Genomic DNA, 14,686 nt, shown 5'->3' on the forward strand with positions numbered 1-14,686 from the left:
CTTATGCGAAGGTCGCGGCAAATTCGTCGATCGCTGCCTTGATCTTGTCGGACGCTTCACCCTTGATCTTCGGATCTTCGTCGGTGAGCCATGTCAGCAGGTCAGCATGCTTACCGCGCAGGTGCGCCAGCAGACCGGCCTCATAGCGGCCAACATCCGATACGTCGATTTTGTCGAGGTAACCGTTGGTCCCTGCGAAGATGACGCAGACGATTTCCGCGTTGGTCAGCGGCGAGTACTGCGGCTGTTTCATCAGCTCGGTCAGACGCGCGCCACGGTTCAGCAGCTGCTGAGTTGCGGCGTCGAGGTCCGAACCAAACTGCGCAAACGCAGCCATTTCGCGGTACTGAGCCAGTTCCAGTTTAACCGGGCCAGCGACCGATTTCATCGCATTGGTCTGAGCCGAGGAGCCCACACGCGAAACCGACAGACCGGTGTTCACAGCAGGACGGATACCTTGGTAGAACAGTTCGGTTTCCAGGAAGATCTGACCGTCGGTGATCGAAATCACGTTGGTCGGAATAAACGCGGAAACGTCGCCACCCTGAGTTTCGATAACCGGCAGAGCGGTCAGCGAGCCTGCACCGAAATCTTCGTTCAGCTTCGCCGAACGTTCCAGCAGACGGGAGTGGAGGTAGAAAACGTCACCCGGATAGGCTTCACGGCCCGGCGGGCGGCGCAGCAGCAGGGACATCTGACGATAGGACACAGCCTGCTTCGACAGGTCATCATAGATGATCAGAGCGTGGCGGCCATTGTCGCGGAAGTACTCGGCCATCGCAGTCGCGGCGTATGGCGCCAGGAACTGCATCGGCGCCGGGTCGGACGCGGTCGCGGCAACTACGATCGAGTATTCAATCGCGCCGGACTCTTCCAGTTTCTTCACCAGCTGCGCAACGGTCGAACGCTTCTGACCAACCGCAACGTAAACGCAGTACAGTTTCTTCGACTCGTCGTCGCCCGCTGCGTCGTTGTAAACTTTCTGGTTCAGGATGGTGTCCAGAGCCACAGCGGTTTTACCGGTCTGACGGTCACCAATGATCAGCTCACGCTGGCCACGGCCGATCGGGATCATCGCGTCAACCGATTTCAGGCCGGTTGCCATCGGCTCGTGCACCGATTTACGCGGGATGATGCCGGGGGCTTTGACGTCTGCAACGCCACGCTTGGTTGCGTTGATCGGGCCTTTGCCGTCCAGCGGGTTGCCCAGACCGTCAACAACGCGGCCCAGCAGCTCGTCACCGATCGGAACGTCCACGATCGAGTTGGTGCGCTTGACGGTGTCACCTTCTTTGATGTCACGGTCAGAACCGAAGATAACGACACCAACGTTGTCGCTTTCCAGGTTCAGGGCCATGCCCATGATGCCACCGGGGAATTCGACCATCTCACCGGCTTGCACGTTGTCCAGGCCGTATACACGGGCAATCCCGTCACCGACGCTCAGCACGCGGCCGATCTCGGCCACTTCGGCTTCCTGACCAAAATTCTTGATCTGGTCCTTCAGGATTGCAGAAATCTCTGCAGCTTGGATTCCCATTTATCCGACCTCTTTCATTGCATTCTGTAGGGAGTTCAGCTTCGAACGGATCGAGCTATCGATCATTTTCGAGCCCACTTTAACGACAAGACCGCCGATGAGGCTTTCATCCACGGTCGCATTGATAGTTACGGTCTTGCCCACACGCTCGGACAGCGTCTTGGACAGTTTTTCCATCTGTGTTTTGGTCAGCGCCTTGGCCGAGGCGACATCGGCGGTCACTTCGCCGCGCTCTTCGGCCAGCATGTCGCGCAGGACCTGCACCAGCTGCGGCACCACAAACAGGCGACGCTTCTGCGCCATCAGACCCAGCGTGTTGCGCAGGATGGCGTTCAGGCCCATCTTGTCAGCAACAGCGGCAATAGCGTTTTCCTGTTCGGCGCGGGAAACCAGCGGAGATGCGATGAGGTCGCGCAGATCGGCGCTTTCGCCCAGTGCTGCTGCAAGATCATTGATGCCGGATTCCAGACCTGCGAGGTCTTTGTTCTCTTTTGCGATCTCGAAAATCGCGGTGGCATAGCGCTCGGCGATGCCTGTGGAAATCGAAGCTGGTTCGGACACGTCCACCCTTCCGATACTTAGGCCCCGAAAACCGCGCGCGCAGCCAACCCGGGGGCGTGAAGATACCCCGTCCTTGAAGGGCGGGGATCAAAATCACCGGGGATGTATCAGAGGTGCTTCCACCAAGCAATACGCGATAGCGGTAACTGAATTATCCACAAATCGTTATTTTTCATAAGCTTAACCCAAGTGCGACCGTTTGGACCTCTTGGCGCAGTTGAAAAATGTTACTGATTTGCAGGTTTTTGCGATTCCTGTGACCTTTTTCCCGCATTTTTTCCCGATGACTGCGCGGAATCGTCACGCCGGCTTCAGCAAACCGTCCAGCGCTTTGATCGGGCGTTTCACCTTGTCCTTGGTGACCGTACCGCTTGGCGGGCGGATCAGCTTGCTGACCTCAACCATCAGCACGCCTCCGGCCATTACGGTGGGAATGCGCTGGCCGGTTTTTTCGATCAGGCTACCCGATTTCAGCCAGAACCGTCGGAACGAGGGCGGCAGATACAACGCGGAACAGTGGTTTTCAGGCACGAAATGATGGCTGCGCAGAAGGTTCTCGAGTTGCGTGGCCGAATATGGGTGACCAAATCCGAACGGTGTCCGGTCGGACCGCGACCACAGGCCCGCACGGTTCGGCACCACAAAAAGCGCTCTGCCCCCCGGCCCCAACACGCGCCAGCATTCCTCGAGCACCTTGCTGGGCTGTTCCGAGGTCTCAAGCCCGTGCATCACCACCAGCTTGTCCACGTGACCTGTCTCAATCGGCCAGAGCGTTTCTTCGGTCAGAACGGACACATTGGGCATTCCGGCGGGCCAGGGCATCACCCCTTGAGGGCCGGGCATCAACCCGATAACCCGCCGCGCGTCGGCGAGGTAGGGCCGCAAAAGAGGGACCGCAAAGCCAAATCCGGCCACCGTCTGGCCTTTCGCCTCGGGCCAGAGGTCGATCAGCCGACCACGAATCGCAGCCTGCGCCGCACGGCCCAGCGTGCTGCGATAGTAGAAATTCCTCAGATCCTGCACATCAAGATGCATTGCGGACACCCGATCAATCGGCTTAGCTGAGGCGCAGTCTAGCAACGAAAGGGCAAAAGGCCATGCCTCTTGAGATCGTAACCATCCCATGTCTCAGCGATAATTACGCGTTTCTTGCGCATGATGCCGAAAGCGGCGCGACCGCGCTGATTGACGCACCCGAAGCCGGGCCCATCCTGGCCGAGTTGGAGGCGCGCGGCTGGACCCTCAGCCATGTCTTTCTGACCCACCACCACTGGGATCATGTCGACGGACTGCCCGGAATTCTTGAGAAACACCCGGCCAAGGTGATCGGAGCAGCAGCTGATGCGCACCGCCTGCCCCCGCTCGACCAACAAGTCAGCGACGGTGAGAGCTTTGAGTTCGCAGGTGAGCCAGTTCAGGTAATGGATGTCTCGGGGCACACTTTGGGTCACGTCGCCTATTACATGCCGCAAAGTGCCACTGTCTTCACTGCGGATAGCCTGATGGCGCTGGGATGTGGGCGCTTGTTTGAAGGCACGCCGGAGCAGATGTGGCGCTCACTCAGCAAGCTTGCGGCGCTGCCGGATGACACGCTGGTCTGTTCGGGCCACGAATACACCCAATCTAACGCCAAATTCGCCGTCACCGTTGATCCGAATAATGCAGCCTTGCAACAGCGCGTCGTCGATATCGACCGCGCGCGCGCTGCAGGTCTGCCCACGGTGCCCTCAACAATGGGTCTGGAAAAGGCAACCAACCCGTTCCTGCGCGCCGAAGATCCGGCGATTCTGGCCCATTTGGGCATGGAAGGCGCGGACCCAGTTGCTGTTTTTGCCGAGATCAGGGGTAGAAAAGACAATTTCTGATGCCTATTTGACCATCCTCACGGCCACTCTCACAACAAATGTGACTGTCAAGTGAAAGAAAACCCTTGAAGCCGGGCGTCGATCAACCAAACTCTAATAGTATGAGGACATGGTTGGGATGGGGATCCGGCCGCAAGCCTGCCCCCTTCTGACCCAAGACAGAGGAGCACCCGCGTGCCTTCATTCTCGAGCACTTTGGAACAAGCCATTCACGCAGCTCTGGCAGCGGCGAATGAACGGCGACATGAGTTTGCTACGTTAGAGCATCTACTACTAGCGCTTTTGGAAGAGCCTGACGCAATCCGGGTCATGAAAGCCTGCAGCGTCGATCTGGACGAATTGCGCAGTACATTGGTCGAATTCATTGATGAGGATCTGTCAAACCTCGTCACCGATATCGACGGGTCCGAGGCCGTGCCAACGGCAGCATTCCAGCGCGTCATCCAGCGCGCGGCCATTCACGTGCAAAGCTCGGGCCGGACTGAGGTCACAGGCGCCAACGTACTGGTCGCCATCTTCGCCGAACGCGAAAGCAACGCTGCCTATTTTCTGCAGGAACAGGACATGACCCGGTATGACGCGGTCAATTTCATCGCGCACGGCGTCGCGAAAGACCCGGCCTATGGCGAAAGCCGCTCGGTTTCGGGCGCGGATCAGGTCGAAGATGAAGTGCAGGCCACCGCCAGCGACGAAGATCAAAAAGAAAGCGCCTTGGGCAAATATTGCGTCGATTTGAACGCCAAATCGCGCGCAGGCGATGTGGACCCGCTGATCGGTCGCGCCGATGAGGTCGAGCGCTGCATTCAGGTGCTATGCCGCCGCCGCAAGAACAACCCGCTTTTAGTAGGCGACCCCGGCGTGGGCAAAACGGCGATTGCCGAAGGCCTGGCGCATAAGATCGTGGCCGGTGAAGCCCCGGATGTTCTGTCGAACACCACCATTTACTCGCTCGACATGGGCGCTCTGCTGGCCGGAACCCGCTATCGCGGCGATTTCGAAGAACGTCTCAAGGCGGTCGTGACCGAGTTGGAAGATCACCCTGATGCGGTGCTGTTCATCGACGAAATCCACACCGTGATTGGTGCCGGGGCGACCTCGGGTGGGGCCATGGACGCGTCCAACCTGCTGAAGCCTGCGCTTCAGGGGGGCAAGCTGCGCACCATGGGGTCGACCACCTACAAGGAGTTCCGCCAGCATTTCGAAAAAGACCGCGCACTGAGCCGCCGGTTCCAGAAAATCGACGTGAACGAGCCTTCGGTCGAGGACAGCGTGAAGATCCTGCGCGGTCTGAAGCCCTATTTCGAAGAGCATCACGCCATCAAATACACCGCGGATGCGATCAAAACCGCTGTGGAACTCTCGGCGCGCTATATCAATGACCGTAAACTGCCGGACAAGGCGATCGACGTCATCGACGAAGCGGGTGCCGCGCAGCATTTGCTGGCCGAAAGCAAGCGCCGCAAAACAATCGGTGTGAAGGAGATTGAGGCCGTTGTCGCCAAGATCGCCCGTATCCCGCCGAAGAACGTCACCAAGGACGATGCGGTGGTTCTGAAAGACCTTGAAGCCTCGCTCAAGCGCGTGGTCTTTGGTCAGGATGACGCCATTGTGGCCTTGGCCAGCGCGATCAAACTGGCGCGCGCCGGGCTGCGGGAGCCTGAAAAGCCCATCGGCAACTACCTGTTCGCCGGTCCGACCGGTGTGGGTAAGACCGAGGTGGCGAAACAGCTGGCCGACAATCTGGGCGTGGAACTGCTGCGCTTTGACATGTCGGAATACATGGAGAAACACGCGGTCAGCCGTCTGATTGGTGCGCCTCCGGGCTATGTCGGGTTCGATCAAGGCGGTCTGCTGACCGACGGTGTCGACCAGCATCCTCACTGCGTCTTGCTGCTGGATGAGATCGAAAAAGCACACCCGGATGTGTTCAACATCCTGCTGCAGGTCATGGACCATGGCGAGCTGACCGATCACAACGGCCGCACGGTGAACTTCCGCAACGTGGTCCTGATCATGACCTCGAACGCGGGTGCGCAGGAACAGGCAAAGGCCGCGATCGGCTTTGGCCGCGACCGTCGCGAGGGCGAAGACACCGCCGCGATCGAGCGGACGTTTACGCCGGAATTCCGCAACCGTCTGGACGCGGTGATCTCTTTCGCGCCGCTGCCGAAAGAGGTCATCCTGCAGGTGGTCGAAAAGTTCGTTCTGCAGCTTGAGGCGCAACTGCTGGATCGCGGCGTGACCATCGACCTGACGCCCAAGGCCGCCGCATGGCTGGCCGACAAGGGCTATGACGACAAGATGGGCGCGCGCCCTCTGGGCCGCGTGATCCAGGAACACATCAAGAAACCTTTGGCCGAAGAGTTGCTGTTTGGCAAACTCGCCAAGGGCGGTGTTGTTCGTGTCTCGGTCAAGAAAGGCGATCTGCACTTGGATATCCTCGGCCCCGATCAGCCGCGTATTCCGGGCAACAAACCTCCGCTTTTGACTGCGGATTGATCGCAGATCATCGAAACAGAAAAACCCGCCAGTGTTTGGCGGGTTTTTTCATGTCGAAAACCCTTGTGGTCAAAGTCCGTTTGTCACAGCCCAGTGTGGATCTGACGCACTGGAGCGGTATTGGCGACGGCCCATTTGCCCCGAACCCTCCAATAACCGGATAGCAGGCTGGATGCATAGTGCATTCCTAGTTGACCTTGAGATAAGGCCGACAGCACTGCGATACTCAGATCGCGGGTTTTGCGCAGTCTCCCTGCTTTGGTCGGCTTAAAGTACTCGAAATCAATGAACCTGATCTGCTGCCCATCCCAACACATATCGCGAAAGGCGGGGCGGCCGTGGGCAAGATCTGACGCATGAAGCCGCGCCAAAGCCCTTCCTGCGGCGCGACAGGCTGTTTGTTTGCTGACAAGCTCACGAGAACGATCCCCGCAAAAACGGGTCAGGCTGAGACCCGCATCCTCGACGGCGATGAAATCGGAACCCTCGGCCAAGATGCGCGGCACTGGGACTCCTTTGTTCCACAAATAGCGATGCGACGTCCGGTCCCTGGCAAATGCCACCTTAGGGCAACCTTTGACCAGCCAAAGATGGGGGGCAAAGCGCTCGACCCGTTTGAGCCAGAACCTGTCTCCGCTTGCGGTCTGGCACAACAAAACCCGACGGTATGATGCCCGAAAAACCGTTTCAACCGTATGGTACAGGTCTGCTCCCTTCTGGGTCACGCGCGTCTCCTCTCAACCTATGACTTCAATCTAGGTTTGAGGCGGGTGTCTTTCATCGGTTGCAGGTGGCAAAACAGGGTCGGAAGGGCGGTTTTCCGCCACGCGAGGGTTTTAGCGCTCGGTCAGTTTCAACTCAATCCGCCGGTTCTGTGCCCGCGCCTCGGGCGTGTCTTCAGGGTTGACCGGCTGGAACTCACCGAACCCGTTGGCGGCCAAGCGATTGGGTGGAATGCCCAACGCTTCGACCATATAGCGCACGACGGAAAGCGCCCGCCCCTGGCTCAGTTCCCAGTTGTCGCGATACCGACCCGACCCGGCCAAGGGCACGTTGTCGGTGTGGCCATCCACCCGGATCACCCAGTTCAGACCTTCTGGGATTTCGGCAGCAACTGTGCGGAGGATCTCAGCGACTTTGGCGACCTCCTGCCGGCCTTCCAGCGACAACACGGCAGAGCCTGTTGCAAACAGCACCTCAGAGGAGAACACGAACCGGTCGCCTTCGATCCGCACGCCATCCTGATCACCCAACACATCGCGCAGGCGGCCGAAGAATTCCGACCGGTAGCGTTGCAGATCCTCGGCCTGCGCCGCGAGTTCCTCATTCTGTCCGGCCAGCGCTTCGGCCTCAGCCTCGAGGCGTTGACGCTCAGCCTCTTCCAGCAGGCGGCGGCGGCGTTCCTCGGATGCGGCGCGCGCCAGAGCCGCATTCAGGTCTTGCCCCAGTGACTGGATTTGAATTTCGGCGGCCGTATTGCGGTCCTCGTAGTCATCCAGCAGCGCCTGCAGCGATCCCAATTGCCCGCGCAACGCTGCGATTTGCTGGTTCAACAAAGCGGCCTCGCGCTGCGCCTTTTCTGAGACCGCCTGTTCCGCCGAAAGCGTCTCGCGGGCCACGGCCAGCAACGCATCGCGCTGTTCGGCCAAGGAACGCTGGGATGCTGCGTCTTCCTGCGCCTCGGCCTGCGCTGCCAGAGCGGCCTGCAACTGGGCCTCCAGCTCTTCTGCGTTCAGCTCACCAAACTGTCGTTCCAGTTCAGCGCGGGCTGCATTTGCAGCGGCCAAGAGGGTCAGGGTATCCTCAGCCTCTTTGCGCTGCGCCTCTAGCGCAAGGGTCATGGCGGTCAGTTCCGCATCGGCGTTCTGAAGGCGATCCCTCAGACCTTCGGCAGCGGCGGCCTCCGCCAGCCTGCCAGCCTCTTCCGTACTTAGCTGATCTTCGAGTTGAGCTATCTGCGCAGCGCGTTCTTCGCCGCTTTGTTCCAGATCGGCGACCAAAGCCTCCAAAGCCTCGCGGCGGGCTGCAGCAAGGCGGGCGGCTTCGGCTTGCGCGTCAATTTCTTCGCGGCTTTGCGCCAAGGCCTGATTCAGACTGTCGCGTTCGCCCAAAAGATCCGCCCGTTGCGTCTCAAGCGCAGCGATCGCGTCTTGCGCACGCGCCTGATCAGCCAACAGCGCCGCGACCTGAGCCTCGAACCCAGTGATCTGGCTTTGCGCCTCAGCCAGACTATCTTCCGTTTCGGTCAGTGTGGCATTCAAGGCCCCCAACCGCGCTTGCAGACGGCTATTCTCACGCTCTTCCAACCCTAAAGCACCAGCCAGTGCGGCAACCTCATCCGCAAGGGTCGTCAGCTCATCCTCCTGACCCGAGATCGTTTCACGCAGCACGAATTGGATGACCATGAAGATGGTCAGCACGAAGGTCAAAACCATCAACAGACCCGTCATCGCATCGACGAAACCGGGCCAGACCGAGCCCTGGAACCGTTGACCGGTGCGGCGGGAGAGGGCCATGGGTTATTCCCCCTCGTGCGTGGATCGAACCGCGCCGCGTGGCAGGGTCAGAGCCTTCACTAGCAGTTCGATATCCTTGCGGAATTCGTTCATGCTGTCCTGACGACCGGCAGAGATCTCTTCGAGGATGCGCAGCAACTGAACATCCATCGACCGCAGGCGCATCCGGCTTTCTGCATCGATGCCCTCGCCCGCCCCATGTTCGCGCATGTGATCCAGCAAGGCGTCCTGCCCCAACGCAACACGCTCCAGCGCGGCGGCAACGCCTTCGTTATCCGCCTGACGCTGGTTCATTTGTCCGATGACGGTAACCAATTGACCAAGCTTGTTGGACACGTCGGCCCGCTCTTCCTCCTGAGCCGAGAACAGATCCTGTAGCGCGTTCATTTGATCCGACATCGCGTCCAGAACAGGTGCCAGAACGGCGACCTCAGCCCCACCGTCCTCGCCCGAGGCAAATCCGACCCGAGTGATGCCCGACAGCCATTCCTCAAGCTCGCGGTAGAAACGGTTCTGACCATGACCGGCGAAGACCTCCAACAGGCCCACGATCAATGAACCGGCAAGACCCAGCAAGGATGAGCCAAACGCAACGCCCATCCCCTGCAGCTGCGCTTCAAGGCCCGTCATCAAACGGTTGAAAACGGCGAGCCCTTCTTCCCCTTCTTGTGGGTTCAGGCTGCGGATGGTGTCGACAATGGCTGGCACTGTTGTGGCAAGGCCAAAGAACGTCCCCAACAGACCAAGATAGATCAGAACGTTGGTGATGTAGCGGGTGATCTCACGCTCTTCTTCCACCCGTTCCGCCACCGAATCCAGAATGGACCGGGTCGAGGTGGAACTGATCTGCGACCGCGCACCGCGTTCCCGCAGCAGTGAGGCCAAAGGCGCCAACAATTGAGGCGTGCGCGCATCCTCATGCACCACGCCGCCCACAAAGGCCTCGATCCAGCGGACCGAGCCGATCAGCTGCGCGACCTGATAAAAACAGGCGAACACGCCGATGATGAACACCAGCAGGATGAAGCCGTTCAGATAGGGGTTCGCAAAGAAGACCGGCAGCACATAGGGCAGCGCCAGAAACACCCCGAGGCCCGACAGGCCTATTGCGATCAGCATCAGAAGAATCTGCCTGATCGGTTGCGAGAAATGCGGTCTCGCGCCCTGTTGTGCCTGCGCCATGCGCGTTATTCCTGGTTCTGCCTGCTCTGGCCTGAATCTAGCGAAAAGACGCCGATGACGCCAAGGGTTTATGCGGTGATGCTGCGCACCCGTTGCGACAACCACTCAAGATCGGGATCGTGCAGGCCGATCTCGGCCAGATGCTCGGTGGTGTTATACAGATATTCTGTGTTTGGACCGCGCCCTCCAACGGCATGGGCGATGATCTGAGCCTGCTCTTCCAATGGCATGCCGCCGCAATACTGCACGTGATCGGCATCAATCACATAGGTTACGGCATTTACGACCTCACCATTGTCCAAATGCACGTCCAGCATCTTTTCGACATAGGCCGACGAAATCAGCTCGCGCTCACGCAGTTCGTGTAGGGTGCGGTCCTCATGCCCAGCTTCCACGGCCAGCGCCAAACCTTTGCAATGCGTCTCAGGCTGTTCGTCCAAAGCCAGCACAAGGCCGGGGTGGTCCTCGGTGCCGCGATGGTGGATCGAACTCATGCAGAAAGAGCGCGCATATCCGTGCAGCATCGCAAGCTCGGTGCGTGCCACGGGAAAGCCCGGGTTCCACAGTAGCGATCCATATCCGAAAACCCACATCGTCATTGCTCTGGTCCTTGCCCGTTTGGGCCTATAAACATCAAATCCGAGGCAGGAAAAAGGGCCAATGCTCATGCGTCGTCTGATACGAGTGTTCATTTTTATCGCCATCGCATGGAGCGCCTATTGGTTCATCGCGGGCTATGGTCTGCGCAATGCAATCACCAGCTGGTTCGATGCCCAGCAGGTGCGCGGCTGGCAGGCTGAATTCTCGGGCGTTGAAACGGCGGGCTATCCGACACATCACACCACCCGCCTGAACAACCCGGCGCTGGCCGATCCAGTCAACGGCACCGCCTGGAGCGCCGATTGGATTGAATTTCAAAGCCCCGCAATCTGGCCGGGGCGGCAAATCCTCAGCTTTGCCGATACGCCTCAGCGCCTATCCTATTTCGACCAGACCGCGACGATTGAGGCCAAGGCTTTGCAGGCTGAGTTGGAACTGCAACCCGGTGTCGCGCTGGTGCTTGAGAAGATGGCCCTGACTGCTGGCCCTTGGCTAATCAGCGAAAACAATGAGGCACTGGCGGGCGGTGGTACCCTCAGCGTCATCATGGAGCAGACCACTGCGCCCGAAGCCTATGCCATTACGGCGCAAATTGACGGGTTCACCCCCGGTGAAGATTTGCGTGCGCTGATGCAATCGGCGACCTCGCTTCCCCAGCAGTTCGAGACGTTGCAGTTGGATATGCTGACAACGTTCGACAAGCCTTGGGACCGGAGCGCGCTGGAGGACAGCCGTCCTCAGCCCGTCGCCATTGATCTGAATCTGGCCGAGGTCAAATGGGGCGAGTTGCGCCTCTTTGCCGCGGGTGAGCTGGATGTAGACTCGCAGGGCATCCCGACCGGTGAGATTGCGATCAAGGCCGAGAATTGGCGCGACATGATCGCAATGGCGAATGCCGCCGGCGCCCTGCCCGATCAAGCCGTCGACCCGGTTACCCGCGCGCTCAATTTTCTGGCCGGACTGGGCGGCAACCCGAATGCGCTGGACCTGCAATTGAATTTTCGCGACGGGTTCGTGGCTCTGGGGCCGCTCCCCCTTGGCCCGGCCCCACGTCTGATCCTACGTTAGCGGCAAAAGGACCCGGTGCGATACCGCGCCGTATCCAGATGAAAATGGTCCCGATGATACCTGTCTGAATTGGGCCCCAACACGGTGCCAAACGGCCCGCAGGCCCCGCGCCATATCTTCTTGAGTTGCTTTTGCGAGGGGTTCTTTCGCCAGCCTTTCAGAACGGTCACGACCTCTCCATCCGCCATGACAAAACCAGAAATATCTATGGCGCGGCCCTTGCCATGCTCGGATACTCGCGCGCCTTTTTGGTTGTTGCGCGTCCGGCAGGCATAGTGCGCTGCAACTTGCAGCTGCACTACAGGACCACGGCGTTTGAACGTCGGCTTGACGGTTTTGTCGACCCATTTGTTCAACGCGATGGCCGTGCCGCAATCCATCGTCGAAGCCCGGCTCAGCGTCACTCCCGAGACAGAGGTGATTTGAACCGCATCCTTGACCCCGCAGGCCTTTGTTTTGCTGGAGACACGCCCGACAGGTTTGCCTTGTATCGCGATATCACCGCAGACCGAGCCTTTGCGCAGCTTGCGCTTCTTGAAAAGCACCTCCTGCTCCAATGATTTGGGTCTGAGGTAGGGCATCAAAGAGGTATCTGGCCCCAGCAGCGGCAAATCCGCCGGGCGCGCTGCTACGGCGATAAGCTGAGGCGACTCGGGTCGTGTTTCGGGGCGCAGGTTCGGTATGGTCAAAGGCGTTGCTGCCCGGCTGGAGATCGCGACGATGCCAGCAGTTTCGACTGCTGCGCCGGGGCGCGCAACGGGATACAGCGATTGCTCGGGCGCGGCGGCGTGGGTAGCAGAGGCCCAAAGCACGGCAACAAACGCGTATCGCAAAACCTGTCTCATGACCCTGCCTTTCCCCGGCCAAAGTCTGGCGCATCGGTATCCTGACCCGCATCAATAATCCCACGCCGGATAGCGCGGGTGCGGGTGAAATAGTCGAACAGATGCTCTCCGTCCCCGGTGCGGATCGCACGCTGCAGGGCGAAAAGCTCTTCGGTGAAACGGCCCAGAATCTCAAGCGTCGCGTCCTTGTTGGTCAGGAACACGTCGCGCCACATGGTTGGGTCCGAGGCCGCAATGCGGGTGAAATCCCGAAAGCCCGCAGCCGAGTACTTGATGACTTCGCTATCGGTCACCCGACGCAGGTCATCGGCAACACCGACCATCGTATAGGCAATCAGGTGCGGCGCATGAGAGGTCACGGCCAGAACCAGATCATGATGGTCCGCGTCCATCTCATCGACATTGGCCCCCATGCCTTCCCACAAGGCCCGCAACTGGGCGGTGGCCTCGGGGTCCGATCCTTCGACCGGCACCAGAAGACACCAGCGATTGTCAAAAAGCTCGGCGAACCCGGCCTCAGGCCCCGAATGCTCGGTCCCGGCCAAAGGGTGCGCAGGGATGAAATGGACGCCTTCAGGGATATGAGGCGAAACGGCCTCGATCACGCTGCGTTTGACCGATCCAACATCCGTCACCGTTGCCCTCGGCTTCAGCGTCGGGGCGATGTCCTGTGCGACCGCGCCCATCGCGCCAACCGGAACGCAGAGGACGACCAGATCCGCGCCCTCGACCGCCTCTTGCGCGGTGTCGCAGACCCGATCACACAAGCCGATCCTGCGGGCTGTGTCGCGGGTAGCCTCAGAGCGTGCATAGCCGGTGACTTCACCAGCCAGACCTGCGCGTTTGATGGCCCAGAACATGGAGGAGGCGATCAGGCCCAACCCAATCAGCGCAACACGGTCGTAAATCTGGCTCATGCTGCCCCCTCTTTGAATGCGGTGATGGCCGCGACGACACGGCGGCAGGCTTCTTCATTGCCCACGGTAATCCGCAACGCGTTTGGCAGGTTGTAGCCTGCAACGCGCCGCACAATCAAACCCTGCGACTTGAGGTAGTCATCGCAAGCCTCAGCCTCGGCCTGATCGGCAAAGCGCGCGAGGATGAAGTTGGTGCAAGACGGGTCGGACGGGACACCGATCTTGGCCAACCCATCCGACAGCCATACCCTCAGGCGCGCGTTTTCAGCCTGACAGAAGGACAGGAATTCGACATCATTCACGGCCGCTTCGGCCGCAGCCAGCGCAGTCAAAGACAGGTTGAACGGTTGGCGCACCCGGTTCAGCACGTCGATGATCGACTGATGCGCATAGCCCCAGCCCACGCGCATTCCGCCCAGCCCATAAACCTTTGAAAAGGTCCGGGTCATGATGACGTTCTCATGGGCATCGACCAGAGACGCACCGCCATCGAAACCGTCGACAAACTCGGCATAGGCCCCGTCGATGACCATCAGACAACTATCCGGCAGACCCTGCGCCAAACGCTCAAGTTCCTGTTGCGAGATCATGGTTGAGGTCGGATTGCCGGGGTTGGTAACAAACACGACCCGCGTCTGCGCTGTTATGGCTGCCAAAATGGCATCCACATCGACCTTGCGCTCTCGCTCGGCCACCATGACCGGCGTGGCCCCCGCCATCCGAGCAATGATCGGATACATGGAAAACCCATGTTCCGTATAAACCACCTCATCCCCCGGCCCTGCATAGGCCTGAGCGATGAATTGCAGAACTTCGTCACTACCTACACCGCAGATGATCCGCGCCGGGTCCAGACTATGACGCGCGCCGACTGCATTGCGCAGGCTGGCGTGGTCGGTGCTGGGATAGCGATGCAAGGTGGCGGCGCTTTCGCGCACCGCCTCAATCGCTTTGGGGCTGGGGCCAAACGGGTTTTCGTTGGAGCTCAGCTTGATCACATGCTCAACACCCGCCACATGCGACTGGCCGCCTTGATACAGCGCAATGTCCATAATGCCGGGTTGAGGGGTAATCTTGATCATGAGAGGCTCCG

Annotated in this window: 13 protein-coding genes; 3 read left to right on the forward strand and 10 right to left on the reverse strand. The window is 59.6% G+C overall.

What is annotated here, in order from left to right:
* Position 1: 1 nt before the first annotated feature.
* From atpA to ACR0NO_RS04020, 3 genes are all read right to left on the reverse strand, one after another.
* Positions 2–1,540, reverse strand: coding sequence for a F0F1 ATP synthase subunit alpha (gene atpA, locus ACR0NO_RS04010; protein WP_170374618.1), 1,539 nt, complete (start codon positions 1,538–1,540; stop codon positions 2–4).
* Complete coding sequence (locus ACR0NO_RS04015) at positions 1,541–2,101, reverse strand: F0F1 ATP synthase subunit delta (protein WP_170374616.1); 561 nt, start codon at positions 2,099–2,101, stop codon at positions 1,541–1,543.
* A 300-nt stretch (positions 2,102–2,401) separates the two neighbouring features.
* Complete coding sequence (locus ACR0NO_RS04020; RefSeq protein ID WP_170722335.1) at positions 2,402–3,136, reverse strand: class I SAM-dependent methyltransferase; 735 nt, start codon at positions 3,134–3,136, stop codon at positions 2,402–2,404.
* 62 nt (positions 3,137–3,198) lie between these two features.
* Here ACR0NO_RS04020 and gloB point away from each other — a divergent pair, with 62 nt between their 5' ends.
* Together gloB and clpA are read left to right on the forward strand one after the other, a co-directional pair.
* Positions 3,199–3,966, forward strand: a complete 768-nt coding sequence (gloB, locus tag ACR0NO_RS04025) for a hydroxyacylglutathione hydrolase (protein ID WP_480723049.1) — start codon at positions 3,199–3,201, stop codon at positions 3,964–3,966.
* Between the two features lie 174 nt (positions 3,967–4,140).
* On the forward strand, positions 4,141–6,465 hold the full coding sequence (gene clpA / locus ACR0NO_RS04030; RefSeq protein WP_170460457.1) for an ATP-dependent Clp protease ATP-binding subunit ClpA: 2,325 nt from the start codon (positions 4,141–4,143) through the stop codon (positions 6,463–6,465).
* 83 nt (positions 6,466–6,548) lie between these two features.
* On the opposite strand, the gene ACR0NO_RS04035 is transcribed toward clpA, so the two are convergent.
* From ACR0NO_RS04035 to ACR0NO_RS04050, 4 genes are all read right to left on the reverse strand, one after another.
* Entirely contained in the window at positions 6,549–6,971 is a 423-nt protein-coding gene (locus ACR0NO_RS04035; protein ID WP_480723050.1) for a BUD32 family EKC/KEOPS complex subunit, read from the reverse strand.
* A 330-nt stretch (positions 6,972–7,301) separates the two neighbouring features.
* On the reverse strand, positions 7,302–8,981 hold the full coding sequence (locus ACR0NO_RS04040) for a peptidoglycan -binding protein (RefSeq protein WP_480723051.1): 1,680 nt from the start codon (positions 8,979–8,981) through the stop codon (positions 7,302–7,304).
* A gap of 3 nt (positions 8,982–8,984) precedes the next feature.
* Positions 8,985–10,163: a biopolymer transporter ExbB gene (locus tag ACR0NO_RS04045; RefSeq protein WP_170468352.1), complete on the reverse strand. Its 1,179-nt coding sequence runs from the start codon at positions 10,161–10,163 to the stop codon at positions 8,985–8,987.
* A 68-nt stretch (positions 10,164–10,231) separates the two neighbouring features.
* Positions 10,232–10,762: a gamma-glutamylcyclotransferase gene (locus ACR0NO_RS04050; RefSeq protein WP_480723052.1), complete on the reverse strand. Its 531-nt coding sequence runs from the start codon at positions 10,760–10,762 to the stop codon at positions 10,232–10,234.
* Between the two features lie 67 nt (positions 10,763–10,829).
* Here ACR0NO_RS04050 and ACR0NO_RS04055 point away from each other — a divergent pair, with 67 nt between their 5' ends.
* Positions 10,830–11,831, forward strand: a complete 1,002-nt coding sequence (locus ACR0NO_RS04055; protein WP_480723053.1) for a DUF2125 domain-containing protein — start codon at positions 10,830–10,832, stop codon at positions 11,829–11,831.
* Here ACR0NO_RS04055 and ACR0NO_RS04060 read toward each other — a convergent pair.
* From ACR0NO_RS04060 to hisC, 3 genes are read right to left on the reverse strand one after another with little or no spacing between them, the layout of a single operon-like run.
* Positions 11,828–12,676 carry an extensin-like domain-containing protein gene (locus tag ACR0NO_RS04060; protein WP_480723054.1) on the reverse strand — a complete coding sequence of 283 codons (849 nt, stop codon included), beginning with the start codon at positions 12,674–12,676 and terminating at the stop codon, positions 11,828–11,830. The two genes, ACR0NO_RS04055 and ACR0NO_RS04060, sit on opposite strands and share 4 nt — an antisense overlap.
* Entirely contained in the window at positions 12,673–13,593 is a 921-nt protein-coding gene (locus ACR0NO_RS04065) for a prephenate/arogenate dehydrogenase family protein (protein WP_480723055.1), read from the reverse strand. The genes ACR0NO_RS04060 and ACR0NO_RS04065 overlap by 4 nt, the downstream gene beginning before the upstream one ends.
* Positions 13,590–14,675 carry a histidinol-phosphate transaminase gene (hisC, locus tag ACR0NO_RS04070; protein WP_480723056.1) on the reverse strand — a complete coding sequence of 362 codons (1,086 nt, stop codon included), beginning with the start codon at positions 14,673–14,675 and terminating at the stop codon, positions 13,590–13,592. The genes ACR0NO_RS04065 and hisC overlap by 4 nt, the downstream gene beginning before the upstream one ends.
* Between the last annotated feature and the right edge of the window lie 11 nt (positions 14,676–14,686).

It is taken from the genome of Ruegeria sp. CL3 (genome assembly GCF_056536505.1).